This window comes from Halorubrum vacuolatum, assembly GCF_900188065.1.
GTDB lineage: Archaea > Halobacteriota > Halobacteria > Halobacteriales > Haloferacaceae > Halorubrum > Halorubrum vacuolatum.
Genome location: NZ_FZNQ01000004.1, coordinates 116,280 through 135,076, shown reverse-complemented (window position 1 = coordinate 135,076; position 18,797 = coordinate 116,280). Strand labels below are relative to the sequence as shown.

20 protein-coding genes and 1 tRNA gene are annotated in these 18,797 nt (G+C 61.8%); 7 read left to right on the top strand and 14 right to left on the bottom strand.

Features of this window, described 5'->3' with window-relative positions:
• The first annotated feature begins 16 nt into the window (after positions 1 to 16).
• A complete protein-coding gene (locus tag CHB65_RS06195; protein ID WP_089384188.1) occupies positions 17 to 721 on the top strand; it encodes a helix-turn-helix domain-containing protein in 705 nt (234 codons plus the stop codon).
• A 47-nt stretch (positions 722 to 768) separates the two neighbouring features.
• Complete coding sequence (locus tag CHB65_RS06190) at positions 769 to 1,326, top strand: DUF1684 domain-containing protein (protein WP_089384187.1); 558 nt, start codon at positions 769 to 771, stop codon at positions 1,324 to 1,326.
• Positions 1,327 to 1,388: 62 nt separating this feature from the next.
• Here CHB65_RS06190 and CHB65_RS06185 read toward each other — a convergent pair whose 3' ends face one another.
• The 6 genes from CHB65_RS06185 to CHB65_RS06160 form a co-directional block, all read right to left on the bottom strand.
• Positions 1,389 to 2,324 carry an ATP-grasp domain-containing protein gene (locus CHB65_RS06185; RefSeq protein ID WP_245809913.1) on the bottom strand — a complete coding sequence of 312 codons (936 nt, stop codon included), beginning with the start codon at positions 2,322 to 2,324 and terminating at the stop codon, positions 1,389 to 1,391.
• On the bottom strand, positions 2,321 to 2,836 hold the full coding sequence (locus tag CHB65_RS06180) for a Tfx family DNA-binding protein (RefSeq protein WP_089384186.1): 516 nt from the start codon (positions 2,834 to 2,836) through the stop codon (positions 2,321 to 2,323). The genes CHB65_RS06185 and CHB65_RS06180 overlap by 4 nt, the downstream gene beginning before the upstream one ends.
• Positions 2,837 to 2,900: 64 nt before the next feature.
• A complete protein-coding gene (locus CHB65_RS06175; protein WP_089384185.1) occupies positions 2,901 to 3,359 on the bottom strand; it encodes a TRAM domain-containing protein in 459 nt (152 codons plus the stop codon).
• A 119-nt stretch (positions 3,360 to 3,478) separates the two neighbouring features.
• Complete coding sequence (locus CHB65_RS06170) at positions 3,479 to 3,826, bottom strand: hypothetical protein (RefSeq protein WP_089384184.1); 348 nt, start codon at positions 3,824 to 3,826, stop codon at positions 3,479 to 3,481.
• Positions 3,827 to 3,892: 66 nt separating this feature from the next.
• On the bottom strand, positions 3,893 to 4,339 hold the full coding sequence (locus CHB65_RS06165; protein WP_089384183.1) for an RNA-binding domain-containing protein: 447 nt from the start codon (positions 4,337 to 4,339) through the stop codon (positions 3,893 to 3,895).
• Entirely contained in the window at positions 4,336 to 4,965 is a 630-nt protein-coding gene (locus CHB65_RS06160) for an AAA family ATPase (protein WP_089384182.1), read from the bottom strand. The genes CHB65_RS06165 and CHB65_RS06160 overlap by 4 nt, the downstream gene beginning before the upstream one ends.
• 126 nt (positions 4,966 to 5,091) lie before the next feature.
• Between CHB65_RS06160 and CHB65_RS06155 the strand changes: the two genes are divergently transcribed.
• Positions 5,092 to 5,166: transfer RNA gene (locus CHB65_RS06155), tRNA-Arg, on the top strand.
• A 516-nt stretch (positions 5,167 to 5,682) separates the two neighbouring features.
• A complete protein-coding gene (locus tag CHB65_RS06150) occupies positions 5,683 to 7,017 on the top strand; it encodes a replication protein (RefSeq protein ID WP_245809912.1) in 1,335 nt (444 codons plus the stop codon).
• A 663-nt stretch (positions 7,018 to 7,680) separates the two neighbouring features.
• On the opposite strand, the gene CHB65_RS16775 is transcribed toward CHB65_RS06150, so the two are convergent.
• Positions 7,681 to 8,244: a hypothetical protein gene (locus CHB65_RS16775; RefSeq protein ID WP_143420351.1), complete on the bottom strand. Its 564-nt coding sequence runs from the start codon at positions 8,242 to 8,244 to the stop codon at positions 7,681 to 7,683.
• A 182-nt stretch (positions 8,245 to 8,426) separates the two neighbouring features.
• Between CHB65_RS16775 and CHB65_RS17995 the strand changes: the two genes are divergently transcribed.
• Entirely contained in the window at positions 8,427 to 8,843 is a 417-nt protein-coding gene (locus CHB65_RS17995) for an HNH endonuclease (RefSeq protein ID WP_089384180.1), read from the top strand.
• Positions 8,844 to 8,928: 85 nt separating this feature from the next.
• On the opposite strand, the gene CHB65_RS06140 is transcribed toward CHB65_RS17995, so the two are convergent.
• Positions 8,929 to 9,600, bottom strand: coding sequence for a hypothetical protein (locus CHB65_RS06140; protein ID WP_089384179.1), 672 nt, complete (start codon positions 9,598 to 9,600; stop codon positions 8,929 to 8,931).
• Between the two features lie 141 nt (positions 9,601 to 9,741).
• Positions 9,742 to 10,116 (bottom strand): MarR family transcriptional regulator, encoded by a 375-nt coding sequence (locus CHB65_RS16770; protein WP_143420350.1) that lies wholly within the window; start codon positions 10,114 to 10,116, stop codon positions 9,742 to 9,744.
• Between the two features lie 167 nt (positions 10,117 to 10,283).
• Between CHB65_RS16770 and CHB65_RS06135 the strand changes: the two genes are divergently transcribed.
• A complete protein-coding gene (locus tag CHB65_RS06135; RefSeq protein ID WP_179213595.1) occupies positions 10,284 to 11,333 on the top strand; it encodes a tyrosine-type recombinase/integrase in 1,050 nt (349 codons plus the stop codon).
• A gap of 89 nt (positions 11,334 to 11,422) precedes the next feature.
• Here the strand turns inward: CHB65_RS06135 and CHB65_RS06130 are convergent, their stop codons facing one another.
• Entirely contained in the window at positions 11,423 to 12,679 is a 1,257-nt protein-coding gene (locus CHB65_RS06130; protein ID WP_179213594.1) for an MFS transporter, read from the bottom strand.
• A 176-nt stretch (positions 12,680 to 12,855) separates the two neighbouring features.
• Positions 12,856 to 13,293, bottom strand: coding sequence for a DUF5807 family protein (locus CHB65_RS06125; protein WP_089384178.1), 438 nt, complete (start codon positions 13,291 to 13,293; stop codon positions 12,856 to 12,858).
• Positions 13,294 to 13,597: 304 nt separating this feature from the next.
• Here CHB65_RS06125 and CHB65_RS06120 point away from each other — a divergent pair, with 304 nt between their 5' ends.
• Positions 13,598 to 16,126, top strand: a complete 2,529-nt coding sequence (locus tag CHB65_RS06120) for a DEAD/DEAH box helicase (RefSeq protein ID WP_089384177.1) — start codon at positions 13,598 to 13,600, stop codon at positions 16,124 to 16,126.
• A 79-nt stretch (positions 16,127 to 16,205) separates the two neighbouring features.
• Here the strand turns inward: CHB65_RS06120 and CHB65_RS06115 are convergent, their stop codons facing one another.
• The 3 genes from CHB65_RS06115 to CHB65_RS06105 form a co-directional block, all read right to left on the bottom strand.
• Positions 16,206 to 16,850, bottom strand: a complete 645-nt coding sequence (locus tag CHB65_RS06115; RefSeq protein ID WP_089384176.1) for an Sjogren's syndrome/scleroderma autoantigen 1 family protein — start codon at positions 16,848 to 16,850, stop codon at positions 16,206 to 16,208.
• 40 nt (positions 16,851 to 16,890) lie between these two features.
• The gene (gene sufU, locus CHB65_RS06110) at positions 16,891 to 17,310 is read right to left on the bottom strand and encodes a Fe-S cluster assembly sulfur transfer protein SufU (protein WP_089384175.1); all 420 of its coding nucleotides are present in this window, start codon (positions 17,308 to 17,310) and stop codon (positions 16,891 to 16,893) included.
• 87 nt (positions 17,311 to 17,397) lie between these two features.
• On the bottom strand, positions 17,398 to 18,675 hold the full coding sequence (locus tag CHB65_RS06105; RefSeq protein ID WP_089384174.1) for an aminotransferase class V-fold PLP-dependent enzyme: 1,278 nt from the start codon (positions 18,673 to 18,675) through the stop codon (positions 17,398 to 17,400).
• Positions 18,676 to 18,797: the final 122 nt, after the last annotated feature.

Here is an 18,797-nt window from a genome sequence, read left to right as displayed (position 1 = left end):
CGCGTGGGTTGCAGCGATGAGCGAGACCGCACGCGAGGAGCTCTCCCGCCGCATCGCCGGCGAGATCACGCTCAGCGATGACCCCGGCGCGACCCTCCGAAAGTGGCGGACCGACTTCGACGTCTCACAGACGGAGCTTGCAGAGCAGCTCGGCGTCTCCTCGTCCGTGATCTCCGATTACGAGAGCGGCCGCCGGGAAAGCCCCGGGATCGGCGTCGTCCGCCGGACCGTCGAGGGGCTGCTCGACATCGACGAGCGCCGGGGCGGGAGCCGACTGCGGCAGTACGCCCGGGTGCTCACGGCGGGCTTCGAGAACGACATCGTCCACGATTTACGGGAGTACACCACCGCCGTCCCGCTTGAGACGTTCTACGAGGCGATGGGGGCGACGGAGGTCGTCCGCGGCGATCACGACCACGTCAACGGCCACACCGTCATCGACTCCATTCAGGCGATCACCCGCCTCTCGAGCGAGGAGTTCTATCGCCTCTACGGACAGTCGACGAACCGGGTGCTCGTGTTCACCCGTGTCACCCGCGGGGAGTCGCCGCTCGTGGCGATGCGCGTCGTCAGCCCGACCCCCAACGCGGTGATCCTCCACGGGATCGACGCGGACAACCTCTGGGAGCACGCCGGCGCGCTCGCACAGGTCGATGGCTTCTCGCTCGCGACCTCGACGCGCGATCTCGACGACTGCCTTGAGGACCTGCGCGCACTCTAGCGAGACGGGATCGGGCCACTGAAACCGGTGGCTCGTCCAGATCCGCCGTGACCAGCGAGTACGTCGACGAGCTTCGAGCGAACCGCCGCGAGAAGGACGAGTTCTTCGCCGAGCATCCACAGTCGCCGATCCCACCGGCGCGCCGCGAGGCGTTTGACGGCCTCCAGTACTTCGACCCGGATCCCGCCTCCCGGCTCGAAGCGACCGTGACGGTCCACGACGAGCCGGAGCCCGTCGAGATGGAAACGACGGCGGGGAATCCGGTCCGATACCTCCGGGAAATCACGTTCCGTTTCGAGATCGGTCCCGAGGAGCACACCCTCTCCGGATATCGGCAGGAGGGGGATGACGGCGCGCTGTTCGTCCCCTTTCGGGACAAGACGACCGGACAACAGAGCTACGAACGGGGCCGATACATGGAGTTGGAGCCGACGAGCGAACTCGCCGACGGCGACGTCGTACCCATCGATTTCAACCTCGCGTACAATCCCTTCTGTGCGTACAGCGAGACGTTCTCCTGTCCGCTTCCGCCCGAGGAGAACTGGTTGGAGACGACGATCCCGGCCGGCGAGCGGAAGCCCGATTTCGACGGAACGGAGACGTAGCGACGCTGCGGTGGGTACGTAACCGAACGGACCGTTCGATCGGATCGACGCATCCTTACCGGTCAGTCGCCCGCGGCGATCCGTCGAACAAGCGCCGCAAGCCGGTCGTAAAAGTCCGGTTCGTACTTCGTCGCCGCATCGACGGTCGGTCGGGCGTTCGTCTCGTTGACGAGGAGACGACCGTCGTCCGCTTCGTGGCCATCCGAACGTGCTGCCGCCCGGTCGCCGACGGCGAGCAGATCCACGCCGAGCCAGTCGATATCGAGCGTCCGGGCCGTCCGTTCCGCGAGCGCTCGGGCTTCGGGCCCGAGGTCGACGCCGCGGGCGACGGCCCCGCGGTGGACGTTGTGTTTCCAGCGGCCCGCCGCGAGCGCATCCGGCGGGAGTCGCCGCTCGACCGCGCCGGCATACGTCCCGTCGATCACCATGACGCGGTAGTCGGTCGCGTTCGGGAGGTACTCCTGAAGCAGATACGACTTGTCGCCGGTCGCGCGGTAGTCGTGGACGAGGTTCAGGTAGTCGATGATGCCGTGGAGCGAATCGAGGTCGGTCGCCTTCGCGACCCCGATGCCGCGTGTCGTCGAGTTCGGCTTCACCACGACCGGAAACGAGAACCGTTCGACCGCCTCGGTGACGACCGCCTCATCGACCGGGTTCGAGATCATCGTCGTCCGCGGCACCGGCACGTCGGCCGCATCGAGCGCGGCCACCACCCCTCCCTTGTTCCGAGAGGTCACCACGGCGTCGCGGCCGTTCACCCAGGGGATCTCCAACCGGGCATCGAGCGCGCCGCCCTCCATCAGGCGGGAGGGATAGACGAAGCCGACGTCGAACGCGGATGCGATGTCTGTCGGGATCCCCCCCGAGACGGGGATCGACCGACCCTTGACGGGGAGGTGGCGGGCGTCGATCCCACGGGTCGCGAGCGGATCACGGATCCGTTCGAGCGTCTCGGCATCCGTCGTCACCGCAAGTCGCAGCCGATCGGCGTCGCTCACGGCTTCCTGACGCGAAGCGTCCCCTCGTCGGTGACGGTGACGAACAGCCGATGTCTGACCTCGCGGCCGCGGACCGCGTCGCCCGCGCGGTCGCCGATCGTCTTCATCAGATCCGGTGCGGTCTTGTTCACTTTCACACCCGCCTCATCGCAGGCGTCATATACCCGTCTCGGCGCGTCATAGAGGTCGGTGCCGGCGGCGATCTCGACGTGGACCGGCGCCGAGAGCGCCTCCGCGAAGGCGATCGTCTCCTTCGCGCGGTCGACGTTGGCGCGGGCGCTCGCCTCGACGCTGGAGACGTTCGCACGGGAGGTCCCGAGGTAGTCGGCGATGTCCGACTGTCTCAGCCCGCGTTCCCGGAGCGCGAGCACCTCGGCCTGTCGACGTGTGAGGACGTTCGCCTCCGGGTCGAAGCCCACGCGCGCCAACAGCGCGTCGGGATCGATCGCCTCGGGATCGACCTCATCGGCGGCCACGTCCGCGTCCGCCGGACGGGCATCGTCTGCATCCATACCGGATGGAAGGCGGTGCGGGGTCAAAAGGAGCGGGGAAGCAACGGCGACGGTAACGGACGAGCTACTTGCCCCAGAAGTTCTCGCGGCTACCGAGCCGTTCACGGTCCGCACGCCGTGGCCGGTCACGTCCGGTGTCGGCGTCCTCGTCGGCGGGTTCCTCGGCGTCCTCGTCGTCCTCGGCCTCCTCCGGGAGACGTTCGACGATCTCCTTTGCGGTCGCGTGGTTCGATTTCACCCGATCGATCGAGACACGGGCGCGCGCCGGCGGGAGTAACCCATCGACGAGGATGATGAAGCCGTCCTCGGTGCGACCGACGCCGGCGCCGCTTTCGTGCATGTCGTCGACCTCGACGACGACCTCCTCGCCGGGCTGGACGGGCTGGGCCTTCAGCTCGTAGATCGGCATGTCGTAGTGGTTACACCACTCGGCGCCGCCCTTGTTGCCGTAGTGTTGACACCCCATGCCCTGGATCCGCTCATCGAAACTGGGGCATTCGTCGGCGAGTGGACAGTCCGCCATGGCTCCCGATAGCCGGGGGGCGTTCTAAACGTTTCCGGCCTGCGGGCCCGCGAACGATGCGATACGGTCCGCCGAGGACGTCACGATACGGTCCACGGAGGACGCCACTGGCGGGAGGTTCAGAGGAACTCACGGACCTCCGAATACCACATGTCGTGGTGGTCGACCACGTCGAGCGCCTCCGCGACGTCGACGGCGATGGCATGCCAACACCGCTCCTCGGGGTTCTCCGGGTCGAGGTTGTAGGTCGCATCCGCACAGGTACACCGACCCGCCTCGACGACGTACTCGTCTTCGTGGCCGACGACGACGGTGAAGTCCCGATAGCGTTTGACGCGCTCCTCAGCGACCGCTTCGAGCGCGCGACTCCCGCGGTCGCCGTGGGCCTCGACGATCCCGGCGGCTATCGGTCCGGTGAGTTCGCCGGCGTCCCGGAGCGCCGCCCGCCAGTCGTCGACCGGCTCCATGCGTCCCGGTTCAGAGGCCGGCATCTAAACGGCGTCGGTCGGCGGAGCCGCCACCGGCCGCGGACGTCAGTAATCGGCCGGGTCGAATCGGTCGCCGTACTCGCGGACGGGGTCGACGGGCTGGCCCTCGTCGGTCTCGGGGGCGACGTAGTCGATGAACTCGGCGACCGAGGGTTCTCGCACCCGGACGGTCACCTCGATGTCGCCCAGTTCGTCCGGCTCGCCGACCGCGAAGTTGACCGTCCCCTCGAAGGCCGCCTGCTTTTTCAACGAGAAGTGAAAGCCCTCGTCGGTGGCGTTCTCCCGGAACACGCCACGGGCGGTGTCGAGGATCTCCTGTTCGTGAAGCACGTCGGAGAAGCCGTCAAGGGTGTGGGTCTCCGCGACGAGTCGGCCGTCCGAATGGACTAAATCGGCGTCCGCGAAGACGTTCCGTACCGCGTCCATCACCCGATCGGTCACCTCCGTGTCGCGGACGGGCGTCTCGATCCGTACGTCGACGCTGTAGATCACGCCGACTCACCTCCGGCGTCCGCGGTTTCCGTGGCATCCGCAGTCTCCGCGGAGTCGTCGGGGTCCGCGTGGTCGTCGGGCTCGACGCCCAGCAGCTCGCGGATCCGGGTGCGGAACTCCGCGAGCGTGCCGGTGTTGTCGATCTCGACGTCGGCGCGGTCGAGCGTCTCGCCGAGGCCCAGATCGAGTTCGCGGGCGTCGCGCTCGCGGAGCGCTTCGAGGTTCGAATCGGAGGCGTCGCGGCCGCGGTCGCCGAGGCGCTCGGCGCGGAGGTCGAAGGGCGCGTGGATCGCCACGAGCGTGAAGTCGTCGCCGAAGGCCTCCCGGAAGCGCGCCAACTCGACGGTCGATCGCAGGCCGTCGACGAGGACGGCGTCGGCGTCGCCCTCGGCGGCCGCCTCGCGGATGCGCGGGAGGGTTCGGGCGGCGATGGCGTCGTCGCCCTCCTCCTCGCGGAGGACGCCCGCGATACGGCCGTGGTGTTCGGCCGGGTCGAGGCCGCGTCGTCGGCACTCCTCGCGGATCACGTCGCCCATGACGACGACGGGGACGCCGGCCGCCTCGGCCACGTTCGCCGCCTCCCCCTTGCCGCTGCCGGGGAGGCCGACGGTTCCGTAGACGTTCATCACCCGCGGCTACCCCCGTGACGGACTTATGTCTGCTGTTGGGCCGGCGACGGCCGCGACGATTTATAACCGATCGAGGCACGAATCACGGTCGTTTTTAAGCGACGGTCGCTTTTCACCTCACGAGGGCACGTAGCTCAGCCAGGATAGAGCGTCGGACTTCTAATCCGATGGTCGTGGGTTCGAATCCCATCGTGCTCGTACGAAAACCGTCGGTTTAGTGGTTCTATTCAAACCGACGGCTCAGAACCTCTCTCGCTCGGAATCACGGGTTTCTCAATCCACACCTGACTCTCTCATTTTGGAGTTCGTCAAGTCGTTGAACGCTCCCCCGCGCCTGCGGTCGGTTTTCGGTGTTCTCCCTACCGAACCATACGGTCAACACTGGTTGTACCCACCCACCCACCGGCCCACCCTTTCCGAAGTAGATGGGTCGATTGCTCTCGACGTGTCAGAGTCAGCCCCCCTTGTGGGGGTTGACTCGGGCCTGCGTTTGCTCCCCGTCCTTGCCTCCGAGCGGCGGAACGGGAGAGCCGGGTTGCCCGGGTGCGAGCGACCTTTAGGAGCGAGCACCCCGGAACGCGCGCCGAGTGCCCCGAGGCGCGCGCACCGGCTCGACCAGCCGTCCGTGGGGCTTGCCCCCACGCAACGGAAGCCGCCGCGCACCCCCCCGACCGAAGGGAGGGGGGATGCGTGGTGCGGTGCGGGGTGGTTGCTGTGAGTAATCCCACCTCAATCACGGGTCCGCACGCACCAGATTGGGAGTCGCGCTCTCGGCCTTCCAAGACTAACTGTACATCGAACACTGAGGGCGGTGAGACGGGCGATGTACCGTCTTCACGAAGGCACTACTGGAAACAGAAGAACAGAATTGTCGATAAATTCATCGACCAGATGCCCAAACGGGCTAACCGGCCCATCTCCGTCCGGGAGGGTACATCAATTCGCGAAGAGGCGACCGTCGAAAAGTACGGTGACAACGGATTCCGCTCTGCGACCTGGAGTAATACGCTTCGGGCGTTCCTCACCTGGTACAATGGATACCGCTCTGCCCATCGTGTGTTCAAATCGCCCGATGGGGAGCGGGTCCGCGCACCGCTAACGAACTCTCACCAGCCGAATTACGGTGATAAATACTATGCTCGCATCAAAGCCCTCGAACGACAGATCACGGCTGAATACGATGATCTTCATGTCGCGATGCTCACCCTATCGGGCTCATCGCGCAACGGAAGCGGTGGGTGGAGATGTCCAGCCGATCATCTCCGTGATGTCGTCAACTCGTTCCGTCCTGACGAAGGGCGTGGTGTCTATCACGCTCTATACGATTCGTTAAGCGGTAAGGAGTGGGAATACGCTCTGGTTGCTGAGCATCACAAAACCGGGTACGGGCATATCCACATCGCGATTTTCGTCGACGGAGCGATCGATGAATCCGATTTCCATCCAGCTATCGATGCGCATCTTCGGGTCTGCGATATTGCCCATCGGGACGCACATGACTACTACAGTCCTGATCCAGACAATCGTCCGATCTCCGTTCGGCGTGTCGATACAGATCTATCCCCCGAAGAATACGAGCAGTATGAGGACGTAGGAAATCTGGGATCCTACATCGGTGAGTACATTGGATCGTACGGAGAGGAGCTATTCGATAGGAACGTAGATGAGCTGATCTTCCGAGCATCCTGCTGGGCGACTGGTACCCAAATGGTTCGCTTCTCGACGGGTGCAAACGAGTTGATTGACCGGGAGTTTGATGCTGAAGAGAGTGATGTAGAGGCGGTTGCTATCCCGAACCCTTCGTTCGATCCGGAAACAGACGCTACTCCAGAAACCGATGAAAAGCCGGTGGAGATCGTCAACGAAGGGTGGTCATTAGAGGGGATCGGCCGTGTGGATCGGGACGGGGAGACGATATTCGATATCCAACGGAGTGCGGTTCAATATCAAAAAATAGAGGGAGCAGAGCATCTTGATCCTCCGAATTACCAACCATCAGACCGCCCTGTTTGTCGTACTACAGATGCCCATCTTAATACATTCCGGTAACTCTGCTGAAGTTGGTCAAGTGGCTCTGTTGAAATCCTCAACTGTTGATAGGTTTCGGGCGCCGTGCGAGATACAGAGGACGTATGCAGCACGGGCGGTCCGTTGCTTCCGAACAATCAGTGCTGAATTAACTGATCGCTGAAGAGTGCTTATTGATCACCATGTCGGTGTCCGAGCTTCTCATCAATAGCTTGACTCACGGCAAACAAGAATCCGAAGAGACCGATCCATAGCAAAGGTTGCTGGGGGGCGAATGCTGCGGCAGGATGCTCAAGCAGAAGGATGGTGAAGACGAGCCAGCCTAGCCCACCACAGATCATCCCAAGACATCCTGAAACGACGAGCCTTCGCCGTATACTCACGAGAAACACCCAACCATTGGGATAAATGACGCCGTCTAAGTATTTATATTGAGCAGTCGATTCTGATCAGGAGTTCATAGCGTCAAGATCGCCTCCGCTTGCTGAGTTCCCTGTATTGACCGCCCATTACTCTTCGAGATCGAGCTTCAACTCGTGGTGCATTCGCGCTCCGTATTCAGCACGCAGATCGTATCAAGTCTGAAGGATTTCAACAGAGCCGGTCAAGTATGACAGAAGCGACGTGATAAATCCGAGACACTGATTTTAATCGATCATAACCTAATCAATAAGACAGAGGTGTTCATCGATGTCCACGCCTAACTTTTGAGATGTATTGCTCAACAGTTCCTTTGCTAATACGCAATAACTCGCCAATCCTATTTCGGTCGAGTTCTTGGGTCACGTCTAGGTAGGCTGCGATTGAGGGTTTCCCTAGTGCAGCTATCTGCGCCGGTACCATTGTCTGGTTGTCTCCTATTTTAAATCCACCAGTACGAAGCCAAAGAGTCATGAATACATCCGCCCTTCTTTCATTCTCAGATGCTGTTCCGCCACTAAATTCAAATATTTCTCCAGAGTTACACTTTATTACGTAGGTTCTATTTGTGGGTTCGTCATAGAACGTGGTGTGCTCTGTCTCACGTGGTATCCGCTTTTCCCCATAGACCTCAGTATCATCGATATACACATGTTCGATCTCCAGCTCATCCCAATGAACCTCCGAAGGTTCTCTACGAATCATACATTTTGTATATCTGTACGTTTTGTCCAGTAAGTATATAATAATACCTCTCATCTTTCCAGATGCAGTTCGGTGCTGAAAAAGACGGACGAAGTTGAGTTTGAGAGCCGCAGAGAGTATCATCCCGGAAGTGACTACTCTCTCAATCTAGATCGTGCGCCGAGGGAGATCAAGGATCTCGGCGCATGAGCCGATAAGCATCCCCGGACCGTGGATGTGCAGCCGGACAGGAGACGCCATTTGGGGCAACGAAGCACCCGAATTTATCTCTTGTCCTGTTCGAAAGCGGTGCCCATAGCACGCATATGAGCAAGACAACACAAGCCTACAAAATTACGAATATGGCCGTTCGGGAACGGTGCGAGAACCGTTGCGCCAACTGTGGAGTAGAAGAGCATGAAGCGGTACTAGATGTCCACCACATCGTCCCAAGGGGACAAGGTGGATCAAACCTGATGAGTAATCAGACAGTCCTTTGTCGTAGGTGTCACGACGCTGCCCATGGTAAGAAGATGGCACCGACCGTCCAATCAGCGAGCACTGGGATGATGGACTCGGAGACGTTTGAACTCTACCGACAGTTCTGGCGAAACATACTCCCACAAATGGGTGAGATGTGTAATGTCCCTATTCAGCCAATCTACGTCGGTGAAGATCAATGCTGGCACGTCGCTGAAGCTGACATGCGGCTTTTGATGGGATCCATCGAGATGCGGGTATAGCTGGGCCTTCATAATACGAAGTTACCAGCTGTACACTACACTTACTCTGTGACTACAGCCTCTCTATTCAGAGCCGATAATTCAATCAGGGAGAGATCTTTGCAGCCCAATTGTGCGCGGATTCGTGGACCTCAGTCTCCCATCCTCTCTCTTCCAAAAGTGCCGGAAGTCGGTCTATGTGTTCATCACCACAGGAAACAACCACGGTCTGGTACCCTTTCGCTCTAGCTATTCTGTCGATCTCGCTTGCCATGTGTTGGTCACGGGTTCCAATCCGTTTTTCTTCAAGAATTATTAGGCCGAATGAGAACAGACAAATAGCCGAGATTAACATCAGTAATCTCATTGAAAGTGTGAATATGACACCAACAATCACTGGTTCGTTGATAAACGGAATTGGGAAAGATGGAATCAACAATCCCGCAACAAAAATAATCGCGGTGGGTATCCCTAACGTAACTATCCAACTCTGGGGCAACTCAGCATACAGCTCCGGAAGAGGTGTATCGATCTCATCGTGAATAGGCAGATTAGTTTTCTCTTTGATTCCGGGTCCATTAGATAAGACATCCTGTAACCAGTACAGAATGAGAATCCCGATCAAAAAAGAAAGATATCCTACAGACCAGCCATCTGGCCCGACACGGTCTTCTCTCGCCTCCACAAATAACGCGTCTGCATTTTGATCTAAACGAGAATCAAGGAGACATCTATCCGTACTTGAAACATGAATCTCACCCTGAATTACTGCCTTCATTGATTGTGTCTCTTAATAACACGACTCAACTGTATAAGTTAGATAGTTCACTAAATGAGGAATTTCTTGAGAATCAATTGTAGTTGTAAGTTTTCATTACAAACCAACTCTTTAAATTTTGGTAGAGCCGGTCAGCCGGTTTTACAGATACTCTTCAGGGGGAGATCGATCGGTGTTATCGTAGAGTTCTAGATCTCCGGAAACAACAAACGCTCCATCTCGCGTGATTTGATACTTTCCTCGGTCCAGTTTTTCAACGAACCCTGCTGCTCGAAGTGTATTCAACCGCTTGCCTACCGTTTGACGTGTGATCTCTGTATTATCTGCAATTATCGAGGGTGTCAGAACTAACCCGGTATACATCACGAATAGAATCTGTGCATCTGCATCGGTAAACCAGTCAGGAGGGTTACCACTAATAACCGGTGTAGCATCCCCAGAGAGATCAATACTGTAATCTAAGTCTGATGGATCGTCGGCCTCCACCACTTCGTCTTCCCCTTCAGTATCACTCATAGTCGCAGTTATAACTCGAAGATAATAATACCGTTTCCTTTCTGGGAAACCAATCTTAGAGTTCTGTTTGTTATTTCCTAATTAGGAAATCTTTATTGGGTAAGGCTCCTACGGTTATGATATGCCAGCGAAAGGAGCGGTAGACACGAACGGTATCTCTAGGGGACATGAGTGAACTCGACCCCATCACACCGGTAGATGCGGTCGAGATGTTCCATAGCGCCATGCGCGACGAGCATGCGGAATCAACTCGTCGAGCTGAAAAGCATCGACTTCTTGCGTTTCTTCAATTCTGTGACGAGCACGATATCGAGGATCTGAACGACCTAACTGGGAGACATCTCTACCGCTACCGCACCTGGAGACGCGAAGGACATGGAGATGGGCGTGACCCAATCAAGCGGGTTACGCTCAAGAGCCAACTCGCATCCCTTCGTCGATTTCTTCGTTTTGCCGCCGATATTGATGCGGTCCCCGCGACCCTCTACGAACAGGTTGCTCTCCCGAGAATGTCGAACGGAGAGGACGTTTCCGATTCGACTCTCGAAGCCGACAGGGTGCTCGAAATTCTGGACTACCTCGAACACGCACAGCCGGGCTCGCGTGATCACATCGTTCTGCTGTTGCTCTGGAAAACGGGCGCACGAACGGGAGCCATTCGGGGGCTCGACCTTCGGGACGTTGATCTCGATGGAACCCACCCGCGCGTGAACGGACCAGCCATCCACTTCGTTCACCGACCGGATACCGGAACTCCGCTCAAGAATCAAGAAAAGGGAACGCGGTGGAATCGAATTAGCGAACCGACGGCGCAGTACATCGCGGATTACATCGACTATCATCGACACGATGTGACTGACGAGCACGGGCGGCAACCCCTGATCACTACCGAGTATGGTCGACCAGCTGCAAACACGCTACGGACGACACTCTACCGAGTCACCCGTCCATGCTGGCGGGGAGAACCGTGCCCGCATGATCGGGTCGTCGATGAGTGCGAAGCTACCCATCTCGATCACGCAAGCAAATGTCCCTCGTCGAGATCTCCGCACGATGTTCGGAGCGGGCGTGTCACGTACTATCGACGAGAGGACGTGCCTCGTCGAGTCGTTAAAGATCGCCTGAACGCAAGCGAGGATATTCTCGATCGTCACTACGACCGACGGTCCGACCGCGAACAGGCTGAACAGCGCAGCGAGTACCTTCCAGACTTATAGCCAATGTGTGCCCAACCGAACGCAGCACATTCCGAGATAGCGAGACCCCATCGTGCTCGTACGACAACCGTCGGTTTCGTGGTTCCAGATCAGTCCGTCGCGACGGGGAGTCGGGTCGCGAGCACGACCATGACGAAGAGGATCGCCGCCAAGAGGAGGAACATCTCGTCGAAGAAGTCGCGATCGGCGGCGGCACCGAACACGATCGGGCTCGTCGCCCCGACGGCGAAGATGGTGGTTCTGAGGATGCCGAACCCCGTTCCCTCGACGCTTGAGGGGAGGGTCCTGACGAGATACGACTCCGTGGACGTCTCGAACCCGAGGAGCGTTCCCAACAGGATCGAGATGACGACGAGCAACCAGACGTTCTCGACGACGGTGAGCGCGACCAGTGCGGGGACGGAGAGGCCGACGACCGCGTAGGTGAACCTGACGCCTAGCCGGTCGTAGATCGCCCCCGAAAGCGGGTGAACGAACGCCGTGGCTCCGAAGTACAGCCCGAAGAGCACGCTCGCGACCGGCGAGGAGAGTCCCTTCTCCTCGGTGAGGTACGTCGGGTAGAAGCCGGTGAACGCCTGCCAGACGGAGATTCCCAGGATCATCAGGAGGGTCGCGAGCACGACCGGCGGTTTCCGCAGTTCCGAGCGAAGAACCCGGAGCGTCTCCGAGGAGAAGGTGTCGACCGCGCCCCGTTCGCCGGCCGTATGCGCCGGCAGGGACGTCCAGAGCACGACCGCGATGATCAGGAACAGCGGGATGGCGAACCCGAACCCGAACTGCCAGCCCACCGCCGCCGCGACGACGCCCGCGACCGGTGGCAACACCGCCTGTCCGACCTCGGGAGCGGCGTTGGTCACGCCGATCGCGGTTCCGTACCGCTCCGGATAGAGCGTAGCGATGGCGGTGAACCGAGCGATCGCATAGAGGCCGACGCCGAACCCAAACAGGGCCGTCAGGACGAACAGGACGGGACTTGAGCGGGAGAGGACGACGAACAGGAGGGCGACCGATGAGACCCCCAAACTCAGCGTCAGCGTCTTCCGCTCGCCGATCCGATCCGCGAGGATCCCGCCGGGGAGCTGTCCGAGCGCGTAGGTGGCGAACAGGACCGTCAACAGCGCTCCGGCGCCCGTGAGGGTGAGTCCGTACGAAGCACGGAGGTGAGGAAGCAACACGGGATAGATCGTCCTCGCGCCGGTGGTCAAGCCCCACCCGGCTCCGATGGCGAGGAGCAGGCTCCCCCGACCGTCGCTTCCGAGGTGTTTCAGTTCGGAACCGAACGCGGAGAGATAACGGAGGAACAACGTCGAAGCGGAGAGATATCGCCTCGTTCCGGTATTCAACATTCTTATTCCGGGGCGTCTTTCCGTGATCGGCCATCTTCGATTGCCGGGTGCGTCGGACCGTCTGCGCCCATCCCTTCCTGTGCCGTGGGTTTCGATGCGATCGCCAGTGGACGATCGTCTGACGGGTGTAAGCCGCGACTCGCTGTTATGCGCGTTCGCCGAGCCGCGACCCGCCCTTATGCCCGCTCGCCGACGACCCACCGATCCGAATAGCTCTCGCCGCAGGCACAGTGTGCGTAGGCGTGGACGACGTCGCCATCGGCGTAGATGCCGCCGACCTCCTCGTTCTGCGCCTCAGCGAACGCGAAGACGAACCGGACCGTATGTTCCACGTCGGGCTCCGCATCGGCGAACGGGCACTCGCCGGCGTCGAGCGTTCGCGCGATCGAGCCGTCGTTGCCCATCGCCTCCTTTGCGAACGCCATCGCGTCCATGCCGGTGCCGGCCTGAAACGCCGATCGCCCTTTCTCGCCGTCGAGGACGAGCCGAACGCCCGCGTCGGTTTCGACCCCGACCGATCGAAGCCGCGAGTCGTCCTCCAGATACGCGTCGCTGATGAAGAGCACGACGTCGTCGAGCCGATCGCCGGCCAGAAACGCTTCGAGGGTGTCCATGCCGGCCCGACGGGCGTCGGCCCTAAAAGCCGACCGTGTTCGGATCGGCGTTGGCGGGCGGGACGGACCGTCGATCGGTGGCGATCCGCTCCGATCCGGCGGGAATCGGAGAAAACGTTAAGATTCATGAGGGAGACGTGGCGCGTGATGAGCACGCACACGACATCCGGAAACCGACTCGTCGAGTGGGCGGAGTTGACCGACGAGCGCGTCCCGGATGACCTCCGGGAGCGTGAGGACGGCGAGCGATAACTTTCACCGCGCTTCGCGAAGCCTTTAGGCCGAAGCCGGCCAAGAGCCGCCGATGGCGACCGAGGCCGCCGGCATCGACCACCCGCTGCTCGTCGACGACTTCCTCCAGCGGCGGCGCTACCAGCTCCAACTCGCCGACGCGGCCCGGGACGCACACACCCTCGTCTGTCTCCCGACCGGCCTCGGCAAGACCACCGTCAGCCTGCTCGTCACCGCCGAGCGGCTTCACGCGGCCGGCGGCAAGGCGCTCTTTTTGGCGCCGACGAAACCGCTCGTCCAGCAGCACGCCGAGTTCTACCGCGAGGCGCTCACGATCCCCGACGAGGAGATCGTCGTCTTCACCGGGGACGTGAAACCCGACGACCGCGCCGCGCTCTGGGCGGACGCGCGGATCGTGATCGCGACGCCGCAGGTCGTCGAGAACGACCTCGTCGGAAACCGGATCTCGTTGCGGGACGTCACCCACCTCACCTTCGACGAGTGTCACCGCGCGACCGGCGAGTACGCCTACGTCTACATCGCCGAGCGGTACCACGCGGACGCCGCCGACCCGCTCGTCACGGGGATGTCCGCCTCGCCCGGCGGCGACACCGAGGAGATCGAGACGGTCTGTACGAATCTCGGTCTCCGCAACGTCGAGGTGATGACCGAGGGCGACGCCGACGTCTCGGAGTACACCCACGACACCGACGTTCGATGGATCGAAGTCGAGCTACCCCCGGAGGTGCTTGCGATCCGCGACGCGTTGAACGAGGTGATCTCGGACCGGTTGGAGACGCTGAAGTCGCTCGGCGTGACGAACTCGACGAATCCCGACCTCTCCCAGCGCGACCTCAACGGGATGCGCGGGACCCTCCGGAAGATGATGGACGCGGACAACTCGGACGGGTACAAGGGGATGTCCGTCCACGCCGAGGTGATGAAGCTCCGGCGGGCCGTCGAGCTCGTGGAGACGCAGTCGGTCGAGTCGGTCCGGCGGTACTTCGAGCGCCAGCGCAACGCGGCGCGCTCCTCGGGCGCCTCGAAGGCGAGCCAGCGGATGATCGCGGATCCGGCCGTCAGGCGGGCGATGCGGGAGGCCGAGTCGTTCGACGGGCTCCACCCGAAGTTCTCACAGGCCCGTATCCTGCTCGCGGAGACGCTCGGGATCAACGACGGCGAGCGGGCGATCCTCTTCACCGAATCGCGGGACACGGCGGAGGCACTTGTCGACTTCCTCGAAACGAGCTTCGAGGTGCGCAAGTTCGTCGGGCAGGGCGACAAGGAGGGCTCCGACGGGATGACCCAGAAGCAACAACAGGAGACACTCGACGCCTTCAGGGCGGGCGAGTTCGAGGTGCTCGTCTCGACGAGCGTCGCCGAGGAGGGCCTCGACGTGCCGGAGGTCGACCTCGTCTGTTTTTATGAACCGGTCCCGACGGCGATCCGCTCGATCCAACGGAAGGGCCGAACCGGCCGGCAGGCAAGCGGTGAGGTCGTCGTGTTGATGGCGAAAGACACCCGCGATGAGGCGTTCTTTTGGATCTCCAGACGCCGCGAGAAACGGATGGAGTCGGAGCTCTCTGAATTAAAAGCGGCAACCGACGAGATCGAATCGCGCGTCGGCGACGGGCAGGCGGGACTCGATGCGTTCGCCACGTCGGCGGGTGATGAGGAGAAACCGACAGCACGGCCCGCCGAGAATGGATCGGGAGCGGCCGACGCGGCCGCAGACGACGTGGCTACGGCCGATGTGTCCGCGGACGACTCGGAGGATCCTGCGCTCACGGATTTCGCGGCCGAGGTTCGGAACGGGGGGAAAGATGGCGGCGATGCCGGCGCCGAGGCGGGTGATGACGGCGGCGACAGCGACAGCAACGATAACAGCGAGGACGACGAGGCCGACGGCGATAGCGACGAAAACGGGGTCGTCGCCACCGCAGGCGTCGACGAGGGCGTCGAGGTCGTCATCGACCAGCGCGAACTCGACTCCTCGATCGCGAAGGATCTCTCGACGCGCGACGGACTCGTAACCCGGTTGGAGACGCTGGCGGTCGGCGACTACGTCCTCTCGGACCGCGTCGCCGTCGAGCGGAAATCCGCCGCCGACTTCGTCGACTCGATGCTCGATTCGGACCGGTCGCTCTTCGAACAGGTCGGCGAACTCTCCCGGGCGTATGCACGTCCCATCGTGATCGTCGAGGGGGAGAACCTCTACGGCCAGCGCGACATCGATCCGAACGCGATCCGTGGAGCGCTCTCGGCGCTCGCGGTCGATTTCGGCGTGAGCGTTCTTCGGACCGAAAGCGAGGCCGACACGACGGCGCTGTTGGCGACGATCGCCCGGCGCGAACAGGAGACCCGGGATCGGGAGGTGAGCCTGCACGGCGAGAAGACGACGAAAACGCGCGCGGAACAACAGGAGTACGTCGTCTCCAGCATCGCCGACATCGGTCCGATCACCGCCCGGGCGCTGTTGGAACACCTCGGCAGCGTGGAGGCGGTGATGACCGCGGAGCGCGAGGAACTCCTGGAAGTCGACGGCGTTGGAGCGGTCACCGCGGATCGGATCCGCGAGGTCGTCGGAAGCCCGTACGAGTGACTGCGGGACGTATTTATAAACGAATCGTCGAGGTTTATAAACGAATCGTCGGTGCCCGGTCGGGGGATCCGCCGGTCGCTCACTCCAACGCGCGGAGCGTCTCGGCCGCCTCCCGCGCCGCCCGCAGGTGGTCGCGTGCCCGTCGTGGATCGTCCGTCTGCTCCGCAGCCTGTGCAAACCGGACAAGCGTTCGCGTGAGCGACGCTCGGGCGGTTGCGACGTCGGTCGCTACCTCACCGTGGCCCGACTCGACGGGTCCCTCGGGACGGGCGGACGGGCTCGCCGGTTGCACATCCCCGGCCCCCGGTTGCGGTCCTTGGGCCGGCGTGTCAGGAGGGTTTCTGCCGCCGACGTTGGTCGCTTCGTGCGCCTCATCGGTGCCGGTGGGTCCGGTCGTGCCATCGACGGGATCAGCCGGCGTGACGGCGGCGGAGTCGTGGGCGTCCGCTTCCGTGGCACCGCTGGGGTGTGTCGTTTCGTCGGTCCCTGCGGGCGCCTGCTCCCCATCCGTCCCGTTGGTCGTGGCGTTACAGCTCGGACAGAACTCCTGGCCGTCGTGACGGAAGATCGGGTCGCCACACGTCTCACAGTGACGGTTGGTCATCGTCGCCCCTTTTAAAAGCAGCTCGGACATCCGCTTCGTGTGTTCGCGTTTCTGGTCGTCCGCTGCGAACTTCTTGCGGAGCTTTTCGCGTTCGGCCTCCTTGTCGAACCCCTCGCTCATGCGCGAGTACACGCGGTCCGAACCGAAAAGTCCCGCGGGCTCAGTCCTCCGTCCTCGTGCGGTCGACGTCGAGTTCGCCGCGGTGGATCTTCGCGCCGTCCTGTGTTACCTGCCGGCCGAGCACCGCACATTTCACGCGCATCGGAGAGATATCGACGCCGAGCATCTCCGTGATGTCCTCGGTCTCGAGTTCGTGCAGCTCCTCGATGGTCATCCCACTGAGTCGCTCCGAGAGCATGCTCGCGGAGGCCATCGAGATGGCACAGCCGTCGCCGGTGAACCGAACCGTCTCGATCGTCTCCTCGTCGTCCGCGAGCGCGACGTCGACGCGGATCGTATCGCCACAGGAGGGGTTCTCGCCGACGTGTGTGAAGTCCGGATCCTCGAGTTCACCGTAGTTCCGCGGGTTTTTGTAGTGATCGAGGATCTGCTGTCTGTACATATCCGAGCCTAGTCCCATGTTGGGTCGAGATAGCGTTCTCGGTAGCAAAAGCGTTCCGTCGGCGTCGATCGGGTTCGAGAGGAGTGACCGAAAAGACGAAGCCGATCAGGCGAACAGTTCGTGCGCGCCGCTCACCGCCTCGATCAGTGCATCGACCTCCTCGACGGTGTTGTAAATATAAAAGGAAGCCCGCGCGGAGGCGGCGACGCCGAGCGTGTCGTGCAGCGGCTGGGTGCAGTGGTCGCCGGCGCGAATGGCCACCCCGTAGTCGTTGAGGATGCTGGAGAGGTCGTGCGCGTGGACGCCCTCGACGTTGAACGCGACGAGGCCGCCGCGCTCGTCGCCCGGCGGGCCGTAGATGTCGACGTAGCCGAGGTCGGTGAGCCGGTCGTAGGCGTACTCCGCGAGGAGCTCCTCGTGGGCTTGCACCCGCTCCATGCCGAACCCTTCCAGATACTCGATCGCCGCGGCGAGCGCGATCCCCTGCGCGATGGAGGGCGTCCCGGCCTCGAACTTCCACGGCAGGTCCTCCCACGTCGAGTCCTCGAAGGTGACCCGGCGGATCATCTCGCCGCCGTAGAGGTACGGGCTCATCGACTCGAGGATCGACTCGCGGCCGTAGAGCACGCCGATCCCGGTGGGACCACACAGTTTGTGCCCCGAAAAGGCGAGGAAGTCGACGTCGAGGTCGGTCACGTCGACCGGGCGGGTGGGAACCGACTGGGCGGCGTCGGCGAAGATCAGCGCGTCGCGCTCGTGTGCGAGGTCGGCGAGCTCCCGGATCGGGTTCACCGTCCCGAGGGTGTTCGAGACGTGGACGACCGAGACCATCTCGGTGTCGTCGTCGATCTTTTCGGCCGCGTCGTCCATGTCGAGCCGTCCCTCGTCGGTGACCTCGATGAACCGGACGTCCGCGCCCGTCCGCTTGCCGATCTGCTGCCAGGTGACGAGCGAGGCGTGGTGTTCCATCTCGGTGAGCACGACGTTGTCGCCCGCGGAGAGCTCCTCCAACCCCCACGCGTATGCGACGAGGTTCATCGCCTCCGTCGTGTTCTTCGTGAAGATGACCTCCTCGCGGCCCGCCGCGCCGATGAAGTCGGCGACGGTGTCGTGTGCCTCCTCGTAGGCGACGGACGCCTCCTGACTTAACTGATGGATCCCTCGGTGAACGTTCGCGTTGTAGCCGCGGTAGTAGTCGACGATGGCGTCGACCACCGGCTCCGGGGTGTGTGTCGTCGCCGCGTTATCGAGGTAGACGAGCGGGATGTCGTCGCTGTCGTCCTGTCCGATCGTCGTCGGGTCGCCGCCGACCTTCCGATCGAGGATCGGGAAGTCGGCACGGACCGCCTCGACGTCGAACGGATACGATTCCTGAACTTCCATTACCCGAAATTCGCGCTCCAGAACCAACACCCCTTCGGTTCGGTGAGCGTTGCCGGCGTCTCTCACGCTGGTTCAGCCTCGCAGGAACGAACTGGTGTCCTTTTGAGTCCGGGGGGTCTCGA